This window comes from Streptococcus atopicus (genome assembly GCF_049166725.1).
Taxonomy (GTDB): Bacteria; Bacillota; Bacilli; order Lactobacillales; family Streptococcaceae; genus Streptococcus; species Streptococcus hominis.
Map to the genome: position 1 here is coordinate 218,193 of NZ_JBMHFC010000003.1, position 16,898 is coordinate 235,090.

Annotated in this window: 19 protein-coding genes and 1 pseudogene; 4 read left to right on the top strand and 16 right to left on the bottom strand. The window is 38.5% G+C overall.

Going from position 1 to position 16,898, the window contains the following annotated elements:
* Window positions 1-6 precede the first annotated feature (6 nt).
* The 3 genes from gndA to ACOMA9_RS03660 all read right to left on the bottom strand — a co-directional run bounded on the left by gndA (window position 7) and on the right by ACOMA9_RS03660 (window position 2,940).
* Window positions 7-1,431: an NADP-dependent phosphogluconate dehydrogenase gene (gene gndA / locus ACOMA9_RS03650; RefSeq protein ID WP_151379988.1), complete on the bottom strand. Its 1,425-nt coding sequence runs from the start codon at window positions 1,429-1,431 to the stop codon at window positions 7-9.
* A 298-nt stretch (window positions 1,432-1,729) separates the two neighbouring features.
* Entirely contained in the window at window positions 1,730-2,353 is a 624-nt protein-coding gene (locus tag ACOMA9_RS03655; protein WP_106083574.1) for a DNA alkylation repair protein, read from the bottom strand.
* Window positions 2,354-2,403: 50 nt separating this feature from the next.
* Window positions 2,404-2,940: a DUF177 domain-containing protein gene (locus ACOMA9_RS03660; protein WP_330945361.1), complete on the bottom strand. Its 537-nt coding sequence runs from the start codon at window positions 2,938-2,940 to the stop codon at window positions 2,404-2,406.
* Window positions 2,941-3,052: 112 nt separating this feature from the next.
* Between ACOMA9_RS03660 and ACOMA9_RS09780 the strand changes: the two genes are divergently transcribed.
* The 3 genes and pseudogenes from ACOMA9_RS09780 to ACOMA9_RS03670 all read left to right on the top strand — a co-directional run bounded on the left by ACOMA9_RS09780 (window position 3,053) and on the right by ACOMA9_RS03670 (window position 5,329).
* On the top strand, window positions 3,053-3,340 hold the full coding sequence (locus ACOMA9_RS09780; RefSeq protein ID WP_462127919.1) for a helix-turn-helix domain-containing protein: 288 nt from the start codon (window positions 3,053-3,055) through the stop codon (window positions 3,338-3,340).
* 21 nt (window positions 3,341-3,361) lie between these two features.
* Window positions 3,362-3,910, top strand: a pseudogene (locus tag ACOMA9_RS09785) (Rgg family transcriptional regulator); the annotation flags it as partial.
* Between the two features lie 189 nt (window positions 3,911-4,099).
* Entirely contained in the window at window positions 4,100-5,329 is a 1,230-nt protein-coding gene (locus ACOMA9_RS03670) for an MFS transporter (protein ID WP_421424676.1), read from the top strand.
* Window positions 5,330-5,425: 96 nt separating this feature from the next.
* Here the strand turns inward: ACOMA9_RS03670 and htpX are convergent, their stop codons facing one another.
* Together htpX and ACOMA9_RS03680 are read right to left on the bottom strand one after the other, a co-directional pair.
* The gene (gene htpX, locus ACOMA9_RS03675; RefSeq protein ID WP_421424678.1) at window positions 5,426-6,322 is read right to left on the bottom strand and encodes a zinc metalloprotease HtpX; all 897 of its coding nucleotides are present in this window, start codon (window positions 6,320-6,322) and stop codon (window positions 5,426-5,428) included.
* A 1-nt stretch (window position 6,323) separates the two neighbouring features.
* Window positions 6,324-6,884, bottom strand: a complete 561-nt coding sequence (locus tag ACOMA9_RS03680) for a LemA family protein (RefSeq protein WP_080979205.1) — start codon at window positions 6,882-6,884, stop codon at window positions 6,324-6,326.
* Window positions 6,885-7,031: 147 nt separating this feature from the next.
* Between ACOMA9_RS03680 and rsmG the strand changes: the two genes are divergently transcribed.
* Complete coding sequence (gene rsmG, locus ACOMA9_RS03685; RefSeq protein WP_421424680.1) at window positions 7,032-7,745, top strand: 16S rRNA (guanine(527)-N(7))-methyltransferase RsmG; 714 nt, start codon at window positions 7,032-7,034, stop codon at window positions 7,743-7,745.
* 37 nt (window positions 7,746-7,782) lie between these two features.
* Here the strand turns inward: rsmG and ACOMA9_RS03690 are convergent, their stop codons facing one another.
* The 11 genes from ACOMA9_RS03690 to ACOMA9_RS03740 all read right to left on the bottom strand — a co-directional run bounded on the left by ACOMA9_RS03690 (window position 7,783) and on the right by ACOMA9_RS03740 (window position 16,571).
* The gene (locus ACOMA9_RS03690) at window positions 7,783-8,610 is read right to left on the bottom strand and encodes a glycosyltransferase family 8 protein (protein ID WP_421424682.1); all 828 of its coding nucleotides are present in this window, start codon (window positions 8,608-8,610) and stop codon (window positions 7,783-7,785) included.
* Between the two features lie 21 nt (window positions 8,611-8,631).
* Entirely contained in the window at window positions 8,632-9,384 is a 753-nt protein-coding gene (locus tag ACOMA9_RS03695) for an SDR family oxidoreductase (RefSeq protein WP_270737030.1), read from the bottom strand.
* A 32-nt stretch (window positions 9,385-9,416) separates the two neighbouring features.
* Entirely contained in the window at window positions 9,417-10,253 is an 837-nt protein-coding gene (locus ACOMA9_RS03700; protein WP_270737029.1) for an energy-coupling factor transporter transmembrane component T family protein, read from the bottom strand.
* Window positions 10,246-11,925 carry an ABC transporter ATP-binding protein gene (locus ACOMA9_RS03705; RefSeq protein WP_330945356.1) on the bottom strand — a complete coding sequence of 560 codons (1,680 nt, stop codon included), beginning with the start codon at window positions 11,923-11,925 and terminating at the stop codon, window positions 10,246-10,248. Before ACOMA9_RS03705 ends, ACOMA9_RS03700 begins: the two co-directional genes overlap by 8 nt.
* A 10-nt stretch (window positions 11,926-11,935) precedes the next feature.
* Entirely contained in the window at window positions 11,936-12,697 is a 762-nt protein-coding gene (locus ACOMA9_RS03710) for a nucleoside phosphorylase (protein WP_330945357.1), read from the bottom strand.
* A 730-nt stretch (window positions 12,698-13,427) separates the two neighbouring features.
* Window positions 13,428-13,643, bottom strand: a complete 216-nt coding sequence (locus ACOMA9_RS03715) for a DUF6773 family protein (RefSeq protein WP_330945358.1) — start codon at window positions 13,641-13,643, stop codon at window positions 13,428-13,430.
* Window positions 13,640-14,125 (bottom strand): DUF6773 family protein, encoded by a 486-nt coding sequence (locus ACOMA9_RS03720; protein ID WP_330945359.1) that lies wholly within the window; start codon window positions 14,123-14,125, stop codon window positions 13,640-13,642. Before ACOMA9_RS03720 ends, ACOMA9_RS03715 begins: the two co-directional genes overlap by 4 nt.
* A 13-nt stretch (window positions 14,126-14,138) precedes the next feature.
* Window positions 14,139-14,615: a DUF6773 family protein gene (locus tag ACOMA9_RS03725; RefSeq protein ID WP_330945360.1), complete on the bottom strand. Its 477-nt coding sequence runs from the start codon at window positions 14,613-14,615 to the stop codon at window positions 14,139-14,141.
* A complete protein-coding gene (locus ACOMA9_RS03730; protein WP_037619081.1) occupies window positions 14,605-14,817 on the bottom strand; it encodes a helix-turn-helix transcriptional regulator in 213 nt (70 codons plus the stop codon). Before ACOMA9_RS03730 ends, ACOMA9_RS03725 begins: the two co-directional genes overlap by 11 nt.
* 341 nt (window positions 14,818-15,158) lie before the next feature.
* Window positions 15,159-15,707, bottom strand: a complete 549-nt coding sequence (locus tag ACOMA9_RS03735) for an ECF-type riboflavin transporter substrate-binding protein (protein WP_326845677.1) — start codon at window positions 15,705-15,707, stop codon at window positions 15,159-15,161.
* 15 nt (window positions 15,708-15,722) lie between these two features.
* A complete protein-coding gene (locus ACOMA9_RS03740) occupies window positions 15,723-16,571 on the bottom strand; it encodes an SAM hydrolase/SAM-dependent halogenase family protein (RefSeq protein WP_421424686.1) in 849 nt (282 codons plus the stop codon).
* Window positions 16,572-16,898: the final 327 nt, after the last annotated feature.

The following is a 16,898-nucleotide window of genomic DNA, read 5'->3' on the forward strand; positions in this document are numbered from 1 at the left end:
CCTATCCTATTTTTCATCATACCAAGAATAGTGGTAAATTCCTTCTTTGTCCTTACGTTCATACGTATGCGCACCAAAGTAATCGCGTTGCGCTTGAATTAAATTGGCTGGCAAGTTTTCTGCACGATAGCTATCAAAGTAAGCAATTGCACTAGAGAACGTTGGTACCGGCACACCTGCTTGAACAGCCAAAGCTACTACATCACGAACAGCTTGTTGGTATTTGGCAGTGACGTCCATAAAATATTCGTCAAGCAGTAAGTTTGCAAGATTTGCATTGCGACTGTATGCATCTGTAATTTTTTGCAAGAAACGAGCACGAATGATACAACCAGCACGCCAAATAGAAGCAATTTCACCAAACGGAAGATTCCAATCCTGTTCTTTAGATGCTACACGCAATTGTGAGAAACCTTGTGCATAAGACATAATTTTCGAGAAGTATAGGGCTTGACGAATTTTTTCAATCAATTCAGCCTTGTCTCCTTCAAATTTAAATGCAGCTGGTTTTGGAAGAACCTTGCTTGCAGCCACACGTTCATCTTTATAAGCAGAAATATAGCGCGCAAAGACAGACTCTGTAATGAGCGGAAGCGGCACACCAAAGTCAAGAGCTGATTGACTCGTCCATTTACCAGTTCCTTTATTTCCAGCCGCATCCAAAATATAATCAACGATTGGTCCATCTTGACCTTCATCATCTTTACGAGTCAAAATATCAGCAGTGATTTCAATCAGATAGCTATCTAACTCACCTTTATTCCATTCTGTAAAGATGTCAGCCATTTCTGCTGCTGAAAATCCAAGCAAGTGTTGCATTAAATCATAGCTTTCTGCAATCAATTGCATATCGCCATATTCAATCCCATTGTGAACCATTTTTACATAATGACCTGCACCGTTTGGACCGATGTAAGTCACACATGGCGCACCGTCTTCTGGTGCTTTCGCTGAAATTTCTTCCAACACGTCTGCTACTAATTCATAAGCTTCTTTTTGCCCACCAGGCATGATAGACGGTCCTTCAAGCGCACCTTTTTCACCACCAGATACTCCTGTCCCGATAAAATTGATTCCTGAATTTGCCAATTCTTCTGAACGACGAATAGTGTCTTTATAGAAAGTATTTCCACCGTCAATTAAGATATCTCCCTTATCAAGGAAAGGTAAAAGTGCCTGAATCGTTGCATCAGTTCCTGGTCCAGCTTTGACCATGAGCATGATACGACGTGGTTTTTCGATAGAATTTACAAAACTTTCCACATCATAACTTGGAACAAAGTTTTTTTCAGGGTGAGATGCAATCACATCTTCTGTTTTATTCGCTGAGCGGTTGTAAATTGCTACTGTATAGCCACGAGATTCAATATTAAGGGCAAGGTTACGACCCATGACGGCCATACCAACAACACCAAAATTCGCTTTTGTCATTTTGTACTCCTCTTTTTAGTTTGTTTTATTTTATCATTTTTATGCGTGAAAATAAAGGATTTGTTATTTTACATGAAACTATTTGCTAGCATAAATAGAAAAACATATAAGTAAAATAATTCTTAGAGCCTGTCCCCGCAAAGATAGTTTTGTCAGACGAAGATTCACTCCTCAGTTAATCTAGACAAAAATTTGCAAGAATACTGAATATATTTCAAAAAACTTTAATAACGGACGAGTGACGGAGAATAGTCTTTTATATATGAAAAAGTTGTCTATAGAATACAAGCCCTTATATTTATATATGTGTGCTAATGAATTTACTAGCTAATTGATAAACCTGTCGCTCTGCTTTATTGGTTCCCCACGTCTTGAGTTCCGATTTTACAAGTTCTGGAAATTTTTTACTAATATCTTTTAAAGCATTCCCTACGGACTTTCTTACGTATTCACTAGAGTCTAATCTTAAGTTCGACAATCTTTTTATCGCTTCCTGAGGATTCTCATTAAAATAAGGTCTGCTAGTCCATATTCGTAAACCTTCTGTTACTGCTCTTCTTGTATTTGGCTGTTCTGCATGTAACCACTCATCAATTACATCTAGAGATTGCTCATATCCAACTCTTTTGCAATGCTCATCAAAGGATTTTGCTAGAATTTCCTGAATTCTCCAATTTTTATCTTTCGACACTTCTTCTTTCATAAAATGCAAAACTGCTTTATCATCAGACAGATATCCGAATAAAAAGACAGCATACATCCGAACTTGATATACCTCTGATTGATAAGCTAATTTAGCTAATGCATACACTTCTTTTTCTTCATAGCTTTCAAAATCTAACTGCGCTATTTTCTCAAATTCTTTAAAACCATTTTTTATTTCAGAAAAATCATGCTCTAATCTTTTTATGTATTTTTGCATCTTTTACTCCTTTTTCCAATAAAAAATATGGCAAACAAAAATTAGATTTTTCACTCCTCATCAAATAGACCTTGCAGGCTTGCAAAAGGACTGTTCTTCTCTTTTTGCTCTTGTTTACTTTGCTGATACTCTTCTTCGGTCATGACCTGCCAATCATTTCCTGAAGGCATGCTATCACTCGCTTCCTCCTCGGCTGTCAGCACTTTAAGAGGGATATGCAATAAAATATTATCTGCCACACTTTCAGCTAAATCGATTTCTTCATTTTCAATCGGCAACACCAAATCATCCGCTATCAAATCCTGGTCTACTTTTCCACTATGCGCATCGGCAAAAACTTCATTCACTAAGTAGCTTTCTTTTTGCTCTACTGGCTCCATACTGCGACTTGATGCCAGTGTAATGGTATAAGATAAATCGTAATCTAAAAAATAAAGACCGTCCTCATATTGCACTCTTCCACTTGCAAAAATATCTTGGACATTTAAAATTTCAGGATTGCGTACTTGCAATTCTTGTGTCAAATCAAATCCTTGCTCAAAAGCAAGACCATCTGGATTTTTACGAATTTCTTGAATATATAACATCATTTCCTCATTTGTATTTAGATTTCTAGTTTTATTATACCATTTTTGAGATGATAAATAGGAGAGAAACTATTATTTTGTTATAATAATAACAATCAAAAGGAGGATTGCGATGGAGAATTTAGGTCGTATATTTAAATCTTTCCGAGAAGCTAGACATATTTCATTGATAGAAGCAACCGGAGGAGAATTTTCAAAGTCTATGCTGTCACGTTTTGAAAATGGTCAGAGTGAGCTTTCTGCTCAAAAATTATTTACAGCTCTTGAAAACATCCACACAGATGTTAAAGAATTTACTCTAGCAGCTCATGGACATCAAAAAAATTCCGAACAACAACTAATTGACACCCTTCAAGAACAGTCTGATAATCCAGATTTTATCGAAGCTTTTTACTTATAAAAACAAGCTCTATATCAAAAATCCAGAAAAAAAGAAGATATGATTGAAGCTATTATTGTCAAAGGTTTTCTTTGTGCCCTAAAAGATGGAGTTACAGCTTCCACAGAGGAAAGTAACTTTCTTCATAATTATCTCTTTTCTGTGGATATTTGGGGTTTGTATGAACTTAAACTTTTCGCCTTTTGTACAACTATTCTCTCCTCAAAACTTTATACACAATATACAAAAGAAATGGTCAACAGAAAAGATTTTTTAGGCTTATTTGAGAGCAATCGTTATACTATTCATACCATTTTTATAAATGGCTTCTTTCTAGCTATTGAATCAAGACACTTTGCAGAAGCTACTTTCTTCGAAAACTGGATTAAAGCTCATTTTTATAAGGAAAATGAAGCCTATCTACGAATCGTTTTTAAATTCGCTCAAGGAGAACTCCTATTCCTTCAAGGAAATAAAGAAAACGGATTGAAACAAATGAAGCAAGCTGTCCATATCTTGCAACTATTAGATTGCCAGACTGGTGCCGAATACTATCAAAATGGAATTGAAAAGCTCCTCAAAGAAAATTAACTTTTGTTGAATATGTGCAACGTTTTGCTAACGTTGCATTTTTTCATTTATACTAAAATACATAAAGTTTACTTGCAAGTTACTTTTCCATATCGTTCACTTACTTAAACTTTATTCCCACTTGCGAAAAGACTATTGAATTTACTTTTTTGCTTGTTATAATCAATGCAACACACATAGGAGGTTATCATGAAACTTATTTTGAGAAATAAAGTATTTGCTTTTATTAGTCTGTCACGCATATTCAATATCTTGGGTTCTTCCATTTATAATATTGTTTTTGTAGTCTTTGCATCCAGTTTACCAAATCCTAAATTTGCTGTTGGAATTGCTAATTTTATCGTTCTCGTTCCAGTATTTTTCACTATCTTTGTGGGAATGAAAGCTGATCAAACAGCCCATAAAGCTCGTTGGCTCATTCACATGGGCTATCTCCAAGCCCTGCTTTTTGTCTTTGTAGCATGTCTAACTCGCTCAACTTCTTATCTAGCTTTTTCTGTCGTTTGTTTGCTAAATATCGTATCAGATATGATGAGTGATTATCGTAGTGGCCTGCAAATGCCTATTTTGAAAAAGAATCTAGCAGAGGAAGAGATGATACCGGCTTTCTCCTTTATGCAACTAATTGCTTATCTCTGTAATCTAGCCGGACAAGCATTAGGGGTTTGGCTTCTTGCTGTCAGCAACCAACAATTTGCGTTGGTCGCCTTCATCAATGCCTTAGCCTTCCTACTTTCTTCCACTACTCTTTATTTTGTTCGACATAAACTCACCCATGACCCAGTCAAAGAAAATGAAAATCCTCTTCCTCTCAAACAACAATTCCTAGAAATGTATCAAAGTTCTAAATTAATTTTTGAGCAAAACGGAGACAGCCATTTTTTGACCTTACTCTTTCAGATACTAATGCTCAATGCACTCGGCGGCTCTATTATGGCCATTTACAATCTTTATTTATTGGATCACCCTTTATTTGGACTCCCTTTCAGTCAATCTCTTCTCATTTTTGAAACAACGATTATTTTAGGAGTTGTCTCTGCCAGCCTGACTCCCAATGATTATTTTAGTAAACTTTCCGTCAATAAAATTGCTTTTTGGGCTACTTTAACCATTGCTCTAATTGGCTTCATAAATCTTCTCCAGCTACCTGTTTTCCTTACTATTTTTGCTGTTTTCTTTATCATGTATCTTTCCGGAAAAGTCAATCCAAAAATCAACAGCATGCTCCTCAGCAAACTTCCATCAGATATCTTAGCACAGACTTCTAACTTCCTGAGTTTGCTATTTAGTTTTTCTGTCCCATTTGGAACAATGATCTTTACCAGTCTCGCTATTTGGAATATGAAAGTTACTTGGATTGTGTTTACAATCTGTGGCGTGCTATCTCTCTTACTCTCATTCCAAAAACAACATAGATAAGGCTATCGTAACTAAAATTTATATGGTTAAATACAAAAAAAGATTGGGACAGACAGTCATGATTGCTGCACAACCATATAGTCTATCTCAACCTTTTTACATTTTTCTTAAGCGCTCTACTCGCTCTGAAATCGGCGGATGAGTGTAAAATAGCTTTTGAAGTCCACTTTCTTTTTTCGGATCATTGATATAGAGAGCTGCACTAGCGTCATCAACTTTGTGGTGCATCGGCTCGCTATTTTCTAATTTCAAGAGAGCGTTAATCATCCCTTGTGGATTGCGAGTTAATTCTACACTTGAAGCGTCTGCCAAAAATTCACGCTGACGAGAAATGGCTAATTGAACCAACGTTGCTGCTAAAGGAGCCAAGATAATCGCAATAAGCGACAGAATCAGCATCAAAATTCCTAAACCGTTGTCATTATCTCGACTATCACGTCTGCGACCACCGCCACCAAACCACATCATACGCCCAGCTAAGCTAGATAGCATGGTCACTGCACTGGCAAGTGCTACCGCAATTGTCGAAATCCGAATATCATAATTACGGATATGGCTCACTTCATGCCCGATGACCGCTTCTAACTCTTCACGGTTCATTAGATTTAACAGCCCTGTCGTTGCGGCAACTGCTGCATTTTCAGGCTTTGAGCCCGTCGCAAAGGCATTAGGCGATGAATCCTCTACAATATATACCCGTGGCATCGGAACTTGCGCTACCATCGCCATATCTTCTACCACATGGTACAAATCAGGAGCTTCAGCCTCAGTGACTTGTCGAGCACCGTTCATAGACATGACAACCTCAGTAGACTGAAAAATCATGCTAAAAGCATAAATGCCGCCAATGATAAAGGCAATTATCACACCACCGAGAGTTGAATCTAACCATAAATACCCTACCGCAGCACCAATAATCGCTAACAGAGCAAAAAAAGCAATTAAGAGAACCCACGTTCGTCTTTTATTACTAGCAATTTGATCAAAGAGCATATTAGTCACCTAGACCGCTAAAATCAACTTTTGGTACGGATTTTTCTTCTTCTGGGACAGCTAAGAAATCTGCCGGCTTAAAGCTAAACATTCCGGCAATAATATTACTTGGAAATGTTTCCAGCTTCACATTGTAATTGCTTGTTACACTATTATAAAGTTGACGAGAATACGAAATTTTATTTTCAGTATTAGTCAATTCTTCTTGCAATTTTACAAAGTTCGCGCTTGCTTTTAACTCTGGGTAATTTTCTGCAACTGCAAAAATACCAGAAATCTGACGCGTCAAGGCATCACTTGCTTTCATAGCTTCTGCTGGCGTTGTAGCAGCTGCCACTTGACGACGAAGCTCTGTTACCTTTTCAAGCGTTGATGCTTCATATTTAGCATACCCTTTGACCGTTTCAATCAAATTTGGCAGCAAATCATTTCGACGTTTTAACTGAACATCAATTTGACTCCAGGCTTCTTTGGTCTGCATCCGACTTTTCACTAGACCGTTGTAACTAGCAATCACAAACAATATCAGTACCACAACAATGGCTAAAATAATCATCCACATAATCATTCTCCTTTAAATTTATTATAGACATTATACCAGAAAAATGAAAAGAATAAAAATTTAGACTTCTTCAAAAGAGAAATTTTGAAGATTCTCTTCTGATTATTTGATATAATAGAAGCAAGAAGATACAAGTAAGGACAAATGATGACACCCAAAGAATTTTATGAACTTTTAAAACAGCAACAGATTGAACTCACGGACCAACAACAGATGCAGTTTGAACGCTATTTTGAACTGCTCGTTGAATGGAATAAAAAAATTAATCTGACAGCTATTACTGAGAAAAAGGAAGTCTATCTCAAGCATTTCTATGACTCCATTGCACCGATTTTACAGGGATTGATTGACAATAAAGACATTAAACTGCTGGACATTGGAGCTGGAGCAGGTTTTCCGAGTCTTCCGATCAAAATCCTCTATCCAGCGCTAGATGTGACGATTATTGATTCTCTAAACAAGCGTATTCTATTTTTAAATCACTTGGCTGACGAGTTAGGTTTGGAAAACGTTCATTTTTATCATGGTCGGGCAGAAGATTTTGCTCAAGATAAAGACTTTCGCGCCCAGTTTGATATTGTCACTGCACGCGCCGTCGCCCGTATGCAAATCTTAGCTGAACTGACCATTCCTTTTCTTAAAGTTGGTGGACGTCTTTTAGCACTCAAAGCTACTAATGCCCCTGAGGAATTGACAGAAGCAAAAACCGCGCTTAGCCTTCTTTTCAGCAAAGTCGAAGAAAACATTCATTACCAACTCCCCAATGGCGACCCGCGGTATATCACGGTTGTTGGCAAAAAAAAAGAAACTCCCAATAAATACCCGCGCAAAGCAGGGATACCTAATAAACGGCCGTTATAAAAAGAAAAGCCAACCATTTAATTGGTTGGTTTCGTTTTTATCTGCCAACTTTTCGGCTGCGATGTTGGTAATGCTTGTAAAGTGCGGCATAGCGTCCGTGGTATTCTGTCAGCCAAGGCTTATCTCGACCGCAAAAGTGAAGAAAAACGGTGTTCTCAATCACCCAATCCAAGTCCCACTCTCCTTTACTCCGAGCATAATACAGCACATTGTAGCGTGCATCATAATTATACAATTCATCTGGAATTTGAATTGTCAAATGCCCATACAAGGCATTTAGCACATCTTGATCCGGTAAAAAGAGTTTAAAACTATTTTGAGCAATGTATTCTAAAATCTTTTCTCGTTTCACTTCTTTTCGAATGGCGGTCAAATTCATAAGCAAAACGCCTGAATTATAATAACTTTCTGCCTCAAAATTTTGTAAGCGCAGCTTATTGACTAAATCTGTCATATTGTCATCTGATCCATGACTAGCCGCAGCATACAAAGAAGCTCCCAACTCCATTTCATAAAGAGGACAAATGTCGTTCAAACATAAAATATCTGCATCCAAATAAAGAATCCGATCCAAATCTTGAGGAAGGTATTCATGTGCCAGCAAGCGATAGTAGATTGTTTCTGGATACCGATCAGTACTTGGAGCATCTTCAAAAGCTTTTTCACCAATCACGACTGGTTCATAGATGATCCCTAATGCTGCACAAAAATCCTCAATCTCCGCATTCTTTTCTAACAATTGTTTTTGCAAGACAAACACATGCAGCAAAGCTGACGGTGAATTTAGGTAAACGGAATACAAGGTTGTTTTAAATTGCTCTACATAGCGATCATCAATTGAAAACAAAAGGTTTATTTCTGTCATACTCTCCCCATTCTATCTCATCTATTCTTCTCGAAAAACAGGCTGCGCTCCAAATGTTTGTGAAACAGGCATGATTTCAATCCGGTTAATATTGACATGAAGAGGCTGTCCAACAATCCAAGCAACAGTATTGGCAATATCAACTGGCTGAATAGCATGAGCTCCTTCATACAATTTTTCAGCTCGTTGATCGTCCCCTTTAAATCGGACATTTGAAAATTCTGTTCCCTCACAAAGACCGGGTTCAATGTTAGTAACACGAATATGATGTCCTGCCAAATCAGCACGTAAATTCAAAGAAAATTGCTTCACGAATGCTTTACTAGCTCCATAGACGTTGGCACCTGGATAAGGAACCGTTCCAGCAGTCGAACCTAGATTGATAATCAATCCGCTATCTCGCTCTACCATTTGCGGTAGGATCTGACGTGTTAGATAAACCAAACCAATAATATTGGTCTGAATCATTGTCAGCCAATCTTGCATATCTGCCTCATAAGCCTTGTCTAAACCCAATGCTAAACCTGCATTGTTGACCAAAATATCAATCGTCCGCCAAGCCTCTGGCAAATGTTCTAAAGCCTGATCCACGCTTTTTGTATCCGACACATCCATTTGAAGCGGATAAAAATTTTCAAGACCTAGCTCCTCTCGAAGTTGCGTTAATTTTTCTGATCTTCTCGCTACTCCAATCACTCGGTGACCTTCTGCCACCAAGCGACGACAAATAGCTTGACCAAAACCAGCTGAAGCTCCTGTTACCAATGCAATCATTTTCTTCCTCCTATGTACATTTCAATTCTCATTTATAACCAAGGATTGTAAAAGCGACCGTGATTGACAAAAAAGAGTAGGAAGCTCAGCAGTAAAAATAAAATAGCCAGCAAAATCACTTCAATATCCAACCTCTGAAAAGCCTGATAAGTGTACCAAGTCCGCTTTTTATTTTTACCAAAACGCCGCAATTCCATGGCTGTTGCAATCGTATCAATCCGCTCCAGTGAGCTAAAAATCAATGGAATAATGATTTGCAGGTTCCCTTTGATACGCTGGCTTAATTTTGCTTTTTTGGACAATTCCAGTCCACGCGCTTCTTGCGACATTCTAATTAGGTAAAATTCCTCCTGCAGGTCAGGAATATAGCGCAGCGTCAAACTGACAGAATAGGCAATTTTATAAGGAATTCCGATTTGATTCATACTGGACGCAAACTGACTAGGGTGAGTGGTCATTAGAAAAATAACTGCCAAAGGAATGGTACAGAGATATTTCAAGAACAGATTAAACAGGTAAAAGATTTCCTGCGCAGTTACGGTATAACTGCCTAATCCGCTGAACCAGACCGTTTGTTGACCATAAATCTCCACTCCGTACTGAGGAGCAAACAGATAGACCATGATAAGATTCAAAGCGGCAAAAACACCTGCAAAAGCCAAAACAAACGATACATCTTTAAAATGAATGTTCGACACTCTAAAAAGAAAGAGTGAGCCAATCGCAATGACCAACAGCAAGCGAGTATCGTAACTAATCATCGCTGCAGTTGATACCAAAATGAAAAACAGTAACTTACTCGCTCCGGATAGGCGATGCAAAAAGGTCGTTCCCGCATGGTAACCAATAAGTTTTTGCTGATTAAGCATGGCTTTCCTCCCTTTCTTGCATATAAAATTCTGTTAAAGCTAGTGGATCAACGTTTAATTTCTCAGCCAAGGAAAAGATAGACGTTTCCTTAAGGTTCGCTGCATGAATCAAAGTCTTATCTGTCAAAACTTCGGCCGGTGTTTTGTCTGCCAAGATCTTTCCGTCTAACATCACAACCGCACGGTCAGAATAATCCAGCATCAGCTGCATATCATGCGTAATCATGATAATCGTATGCCCTTTTTGGTTCAACTCATCTAAGAAATTCATGATTTCTGTATAATTGCGTTGATCTTGGCCAGCCGTTGGCTCATCTAAAAGGATAATCTCTGGATTTAACACTAAAATCGAAGCAATGGTCACCCGCTTCTTTTGCCCAAAAGACAGAGCAGAAATGGGCCAATGCCGAAATTCATATAAACCACAGTTTTTCAGCACAGCCAATACACGCTCTTTTATCTCATCTTCTGCAATCCCACGCAGCTTCAAGCCCAAGGCAACCTCATCAAAAATCATGGTCGTGGAAATCATCTGGTTTGGATTTTGCAAAACGTAACCAATCCGTTCTGCCCGCTCCTTAATGGAATCGCCTTTGATGTCTCTTCCCTGCCAAGTATAGCTTCCTTCTGTTGCGATAAACTGGCAGAGCGCTTTAGCTAACGTGGATTTTCCCGCACCGTTTTTCCCGACAATGGCAATTTTTTCGCCTTTAGAGATTGTAAAATCAATATCTTGTAAAACCTTTTTCTCACCGTAAGCAAAGTGGACATTTTTCAACTCCAGCAAATTATCCTGGGCCTGTGGTTTTTGAATAGAGACTTTTTCACCCGAAAACTGAACAGTAGAGACATCTATCTGAGCTAAATTTGCTAACTGTGCAGAATTTTCCAGCTGAAAACCAAGCTGACGCAAGGTGGTCAGATAAAGCGGCTCTCGAATCCCATTTTCGGCTAATAACTGCGTATGCAGCAGGTCATCAGGACTGCCGTTAAAGAGAATTTGTCCGTCATTGATGAGGACGATTCGATCAATAGACCGATACAGCACATCTTCCAGACGGTGCTCGATAACAATCGTTGTTGTTCCTGCTTCCGCATGAATCTGATCAATCAGCTCAATCGTATCCTGTCCCGACTTCGGATCTAAGTTTGCCAAAGGTTCATCAAAGAGCAAAATCGGACTTTCGTCAATCAGCACCCCGGCCAAACTGACCCGCTGCTTTTGCCCACCAGATAAGTCTTGGGGACGCTGGTGTAACAGCGATAACAAATCCAATTTCTCCGCCCACAAATGCACCTTTTCTCTCATCGTCGGCAAATCCACCATGTCATTTTCCAAAGCAAAAGCCAGATCTTCCGCGACACTCAGCCCGATAAATTGACCGTCTGTGTCTTGCAAGACGGTACTGACAAGATTGGACAAGTCATAAATGCTGCTGCCAAACGCAGACTTACCTTGAATCCACAGATTCCCAGTCATTTCTCCATGATAAATAGTTGGAATAATGCCATTTAAGCATTGTCCCAGAGTGGACTTCCCCGAACCAGACGGCCCCACGATTAAGACCTTTTCCCCCTCATAAATCGTCAAATCAACATTTTTCAAGGTTGGTTCTGTCTGTGCTTGATACTGAAAACTAAAGTTTTCAAATTGAATAATTGGTTTTTTCATAGCATGTTCTCTATAAGGCAAGGGCGAGCTGGATCGCCAAGTTAGCCACTTTGTCTTTTTCGTCTAGGTCTGCATGATTGGCTAAATTGCGCATATCCCAGGCTTCTTCTGACAAGTGATCCGCCGCATAAAAGAAATGGCAAACGGAAATCTCACGAAAAGCTGCCAAAGCTGCAACCGCCGCACATTCCATATCTACACAAATCGCTCCCGCATCTTTTCGCGTCCGAAGTTTCGCAGCCGTTTCCCGATAAATACCATCTGTCGTCCAAACTTTCCCAGTCGAATGGGAAATCTTATTTTTCGTTAAAAAAGAAAGCAGAAAATCCCGCAAGCCAACATTTACTTCTATCTCATCAGAAGCCGGCAGGTAATGATAACTAGTCCCTTCATCACGAATCGCAGTATGGGGCACGATAATAGATGTTTCCCTAATATCCTCATCCAAAACCCCACAAGTCCCAAAGAGAACCAGCTTCTTCATTCCAAAGGCAATCAAATCTTCCAAAATCGCCACACAGGCAGATGCCCCGACTGGTGCATTAAACAGAGCTATTTCTCTTTCTTCCACAAAAACCTTGTAAATAGGAATCTCAATATTTGCCATAGAAGTAGAAGCTAGCAACTCATGCTGAAAATCAGCCAGCATGCGCTTAAAGGTCTCACGGGCAAAGCAAGATACTACTGTTTCTGGAAAATCCGGCAACGCCTCAACCAAATCTTCTGGATTGATAATCGCCTGACGATTTTCATCAAATTCCTCTAAAATCATCCACTTCTCCTCTTGTACTTACTCATTCTATTGTAGCATAAAAGAAAATAAGATGAAAATCAATTTTGAAGTCTGCGAACATTACCGCTAAATTAAACTTTGAACGTGAAAAAGAATCTGACCAAACAACAAGCGTTCAGCTTCTTGCCAACCCTACACGGTTAATGAGAAAGTGTGACAATGGTTAAAAAATGCTCGACCCAGTCGACGAAGCAAACTAAAACTCATTTGCTCTGTCCGAGCCTCGGACTATATAAACTAAAACTAGTTTGCTCTGTCTGAGCCTTGGATGATATGAACCAAAACTAGTTTACTCTGTCCGACCCTCAGATAACATGAACTAAAATCAGTTTGCTCTATCCGACCCTCAGATAACATGAACTAAAATCAGTTTGCTCTGTCTGACCCTCGGATGACATGAACCAAAATCAGTTTGCTCCGTCCGACCCTCGGATGACATAAACCAATACCAGTTTACTCCGTCTGACCCTCTGACAGCTTACCCAGACAATATTTTCCGCATTAGGTACTTTCTTAAGCCTAAAAAGGAAATGAAAAGCTCAATCACAGCGCGTTTTATCATTATAAAGCAAAGCAGGGAGCATATTGTCCCTGCCTCTGTATCTGTATTCATAACAATGAACTGTTTCTCTCCCAAAAGAATTCCATCCTCTTTTATTCAGAATCTTCTATTTCCATATCAATCTTGTCTCGACGGTGTTGATTGTATTTATTTAAAAGCTAATTGAATACATCTAGCAAGCAAAAACGCTGCTAATTCATCAACATAACCTTCTATTGGAGAATCAAGAAAGAAAAACTTGATACTGATTGCAATTATCAAAAGTACCAGTAAAAATCGAAATGCATAGGCTTCAGCCTTGTATGCCCCTTGCCGAATACGCTCGTCCTTTTCGCCGCCAAAACAATCCTTTATTTTGCTCATGATTCATCTTCTAAATCCGCTAAATATTTCTCAAATCGCATCTTCTGCCATTTCCCAATAACTTCTAGTATCAGATTGAACACTATCATGATTGGAAGGTAAATCAGAAACGTAATCGGAATCACAACTAAAAACTTGGCATGCAATGGATTATTCTGATAAACAGTATGATTGATTTGAAAATTCTGCACCAAAATCACAACCGTCACCAAAGCCGTCATTGCCATAACACCCCAAATAGTGAAGGTAAAACTATTAAAATAATTAGCTCCTAGCCGCCAGCAACGTTCCAAAAAGTATAGGAATGCAATGAGACTTGAGAACAGGAATAGCTGTGTATAGACCTTGCCCGAATGGATAAAAATATTTCCAATATAAAAGGTAAGATTACTAGTCATCAGAAAACTAAAAGCTTCCATTCCTGCTTTATTGACCAGTTGCTCTTCTCGCTCATCCAAAATCTGACGTTTTATGAATTTCATCTGCTCTCCTTTGCTATTCTTCTAATTCTTTTTCCAATTGTCTCTGACATTTGATATTCAACCAATCAACTCCTCTATCCAAAAGACAAGAAACCAAAGCAATCGTCACTAGAATAACTAAAAATTTTAAAATTGAGTGCTGATTCAAATATAGCTGTATTTTAGAGAACTTGCCAACAAAAGAAGCAGATAAAATAATGAATGCCACCGTAAATCCGTTTACTAAACGACTTTTCAATCCTTTTTCTGAATCATACTGACGAATTGCCAAACCAAGCTTCCAAGAACGAATAATCGCATAAAGCTCCATTCCTACTATTATCACAATTTCCGATAAACACGCTTCAATTGATAGATGCAAAAATATCAATTTAATAAAGATAGAAGTCAACAACAAGATAACCACTAAAAAAGCAACCTCATTACCTAATTTTTGTTCCATCTGTATCGTTCGCTCATCTTGAAAGACTCTTTTCTTTTTAATTTCCATCTTTAGCCTCCTCCCAAAATAATTGATCTAATGTTTTATCCAATCGTTTACAAATTGCAATACAGAGACCGAGACTAGGATTGTATTTCCCCGCTTCAATTAAACCAATCGTTTGTCGCGTGGCACCAATCGCATCTGCCAAATCTCTCTGGGTCAAATCATGCTCAACCCGAGCCATTTTTAGTTTAAGATTTTTTGCCATTCTCTTTATCCTCTGAGTCAGAACCATTTTTCTTTGTAGCGTGCAGAGTGAAATCATGAGTTAAGCAACTAAAACTGAGACTCATGAAAATAAAAATCTCTTACTTTTTGAATAATTTTCATGATCCACTCTCCTTCTTCACTACTATTACACACTATATTATATAAAATGCAATATATAAATTACATTTTGTGTGATATTTTATTGAAATTAAAAATAAAAAGGCTGGAACAAACATCTCCAGCTTCAAAGCATACTGTGCAATAAACCAACAACGCAGTGGTGAGAGTAGGAAGAATCATTTTCAAACCTTCTCTCCGTCTCACTCCCGCTTCCTGTCACTAATCTTTTTTCAAACTTCCTGATTTGGTTTGCGTGCGGGCATAAGCTAGCAAAAGCACTGTTCCCGCAATGGCAACGGTCAAACCATTAGAAATCGTTGCAACAACACCTTGGACAAACACCTTGTTTGCAGGCTCATTGTAAATCAAAATATCACCAAGCGGGGCGATGACAATCCACACCACAGCATTGGCCAACAATTGAATCACATTAAACGATACAATATCTTTTGCTTCAAAAATACCTTGTGTAACACGGATTCTTTTCCGAAACAGTCCAACAATCAAGCCAAACAAACCGCTGGCAATGACCCATGACCACCAAGGATTTCCATATTGCAAAGAATCTTTTAAGGCATGCCCGATGAAGCCCGTTAAAAATCCAACCACCGGACCAAAAATCACACTAAACAAGGCCTGCAAAGCATACTGCAATTGAATGCTCGTATTTGGCACAGGAGTTGGAATACTAATCATTCCAATAACGACGAAGAGAGCTGCACCAATCCCCGTTGCGACAACACTTCTTATTGAATTATTTTTCATAATAATCTCCTTTATTATTTATTTTTCAATCCGCTTGATTTCAATACTCCATTGCGCTCCGACTCCTACATTATAGGCCTTCGCAAAAGACCCCTGATTGATAGCAAGACCAACACGATAAAGAGAATTGATATACAAAATCGGCTGACCAATCCGTACATCCGCAAAAGATTTCCCATAAGTCACCTGGTTCTGATAGACCAGCATATCGTTATTATAAATCGTGACCTCAAACCGATTACCAAATTCAGGACTAAGAGTATAAAATTCCTCACGTGTAATAGACGTCCATAGCGAACCAAAACGAACATCTAAAATATCAATAGCCCCACTAACAAAATCATTCCCAATTGTCGTTTCCACAACAGGAATTTCTACAATTTCATCTATACTTAATTCCGGACCCACTTCCTCAAAAGTAATATGCCCGCTTGCTAACTTCGCACCAGTATAAGCATAAACATCCCGACCATGAAACGTATAAGAATTTTCCGTATTCTTTCGTCGATTTTCCACTTCCGAAATCTCACGAATCGCTGCAATTCCCACATGTTTCTTGATAAACGAAAGTGTTCCGTTATTTGGCGTGACAATATACTGATTTTGTACAGCTTTGGCAACCACGCTTTTACGCTTAGAACCGACACCTGGATCCACAACGGATACAAACGTTGTCCCTTCCGGCCAATAATTCACCGTTTGAAACAAACGATAGCTTCCCTCAAAAATATTATAAGGCGTAATATCATGGGTCAAATGATGTATTTTTAACGTTGGGGATTCCTCTAAAGCTACACCGACCATTGCCGATACAGCCCCATCTACCAAACCAAAATCTGATTGCAATACAAGTAAATTATTCTGCATCTTCTCTCCTTTATTACACTTATATCATAACATAAATTAAATTTCTTATCCATATCTATTTTTTATCACGTTGATAAATACTCTCTATAGCTATTTGCCCATATCCCCCAATAACTAAATACAGAATAGCTACTTTAACAAAAAATATCATTCTAATTCAAACTTGGTACAAATCTCTAATATTAAAAAATAACATTAACCCGTGGTGCTAGTTAAACTCAAAACACCATAAAAAGCCCATTTGGACTATACTGTAAGTGACGAAACAAACAGGAGGTTGTCCCAATGAGCCACTTACAGTATACCGCTAAATCCCATCATTTACAA

What these genes read in the sequence shown, in the direction of transcription:
- gndA (WP_151379988.1), bottom strand. Translation starts at nt 1,431, where the DNA reads ATGACAAAAGCGAATTTTGGTGTTGTTGGTATGGCCGTCATGGGTCGT.
- ACOMA9_RS03655 (WP_106083574.1), bottom strand. Translation starts at nt 2,353, where the DNA reads ATGCAAAAATACATAAAAAGATTAGAGCATGATTTTTCTGAAATAAAA.
- ACOMA9_RS03660 (WP_330945361.1), bottom strand. Translation starts at nt 2,940, where the DNA reads ATGTTATATATTCAAGAAATTCGTAAAAATCCAGATGGTCTTGCTTTT.
- ACOMA9_RS09780 (WP_462127919.1), top strand. Translation starts at nt 3,053, where the DNA reads ATGGAGAATTTAGGTCGTATATTTAAATCTTTCCGAGAAGCTAGACAT.
- ACOMA9_RS03670 (WP_421424676.1), top strand. Translation starts at nt 4,100, where the DNA reads ATGAAACTTATTTTGAGAAATAAAGTATTTGCTTTTATTAGTCTGTCA.
- htpX (WP_421424678.1), bottom strand. Translation starts at nt 6,322, where the DNA reads ATGCTCTTTGATCAAATTGCTAGTAATAAAAGACGAACGTGGGTTCTC.
- ACOMA9_RS03680 (WP_080979205.1), bottom strand. Translation starts at nt 6,884, where the DNA reads ATGTGGATGATTATTTTAGCCATTGTTGTGGTACTGATATTGTTTGTG.
- rsmG (WP_421424680.1), top strand. Translation starts at nt 7,032, where the DNA reads ATGACACCCAAAGAATTTTATGAACTTTTAAAACAGCAACAGATTGAA.
- ACOMA9_RS03690 (WP_421424682.1), bottom strand. Translation starts at nt 8,610, where the DNA reads ATGACAGAAATAAACCTTTTGTTTTCAATTGATGATCGCTATGTAGAG.
- ACOMA9_RS03695 (WP_270737030.1), bottom strand. Translation starts at nt 9,384, where the DNA reads ATGATTGCATTGGTAACAGGAGCTTCAGCTGGTTTTGGTCAAGCTATT.
- ACOMA9_RS03700 (WP_270737029.1), bottom strand. Translation starts at nt 10,253, where the DNA reads ATGCTTAATCAGCAAAAACTTATTGGTTACCATGCGGGAACGACCTTT.
- ACOMA9_RS03705 (WP_330945356.1), bottom strand. Translation starts at nt 11,925, where the DNA reads ATGAAAAAACCAATTATTCAATTTGAAAACTTTAGTTTTCAGTATCAA.
- ACOMA9_RS03710 (WP_330945357.1), bottom strand. Translation starts at nt 12,697, where the DNA reads ATGATTTTAGAGGAATTTGATGAAAATCGTCAGGCGATTATCAATCCA.
- ACOMA9_RS03715 (WP_330945358.1), bottom strand. Translation starts at nt 13,643, where the DNA reads ATGAGCAAAATAAAGGATTGTTTTGGCGGCGAAAAGGACGAGCGTATT.
- ACOMA9_RS03720 (WP_330945359.1), bottom strand. Translation starts at nt 14,125, where the DNA reads ATGAAATTCATAAAACGTCAGATTTTGGATGAGCGAGAAGAGCAACTG.
- ACOMA9_RS03725 (WP_330945360.1), bottom strand. Translation starts at nt 14,615, where the DNA reads ATGGAAATTAAAAAGAAAAGAGTCTTTCAAGATGAGCGAACGATACAG.
- ACOMA9_RS03730 (WP_037619081.1), bottom strand. Translation starts at nt 14,817, where the DNA reads ATGGCAAAAAATCTTAAACTAAAAATGGCTCGGGTTGAGCATGATTTG.
- ACOMA9_RS03740 (WP_421424686.1), bottom strand. Translation starts at nt 16,571, where the DNA reads ATGCAGAATAATTTACTTGTATTGCAATCAGATTTTGGTTTGGTAGAT.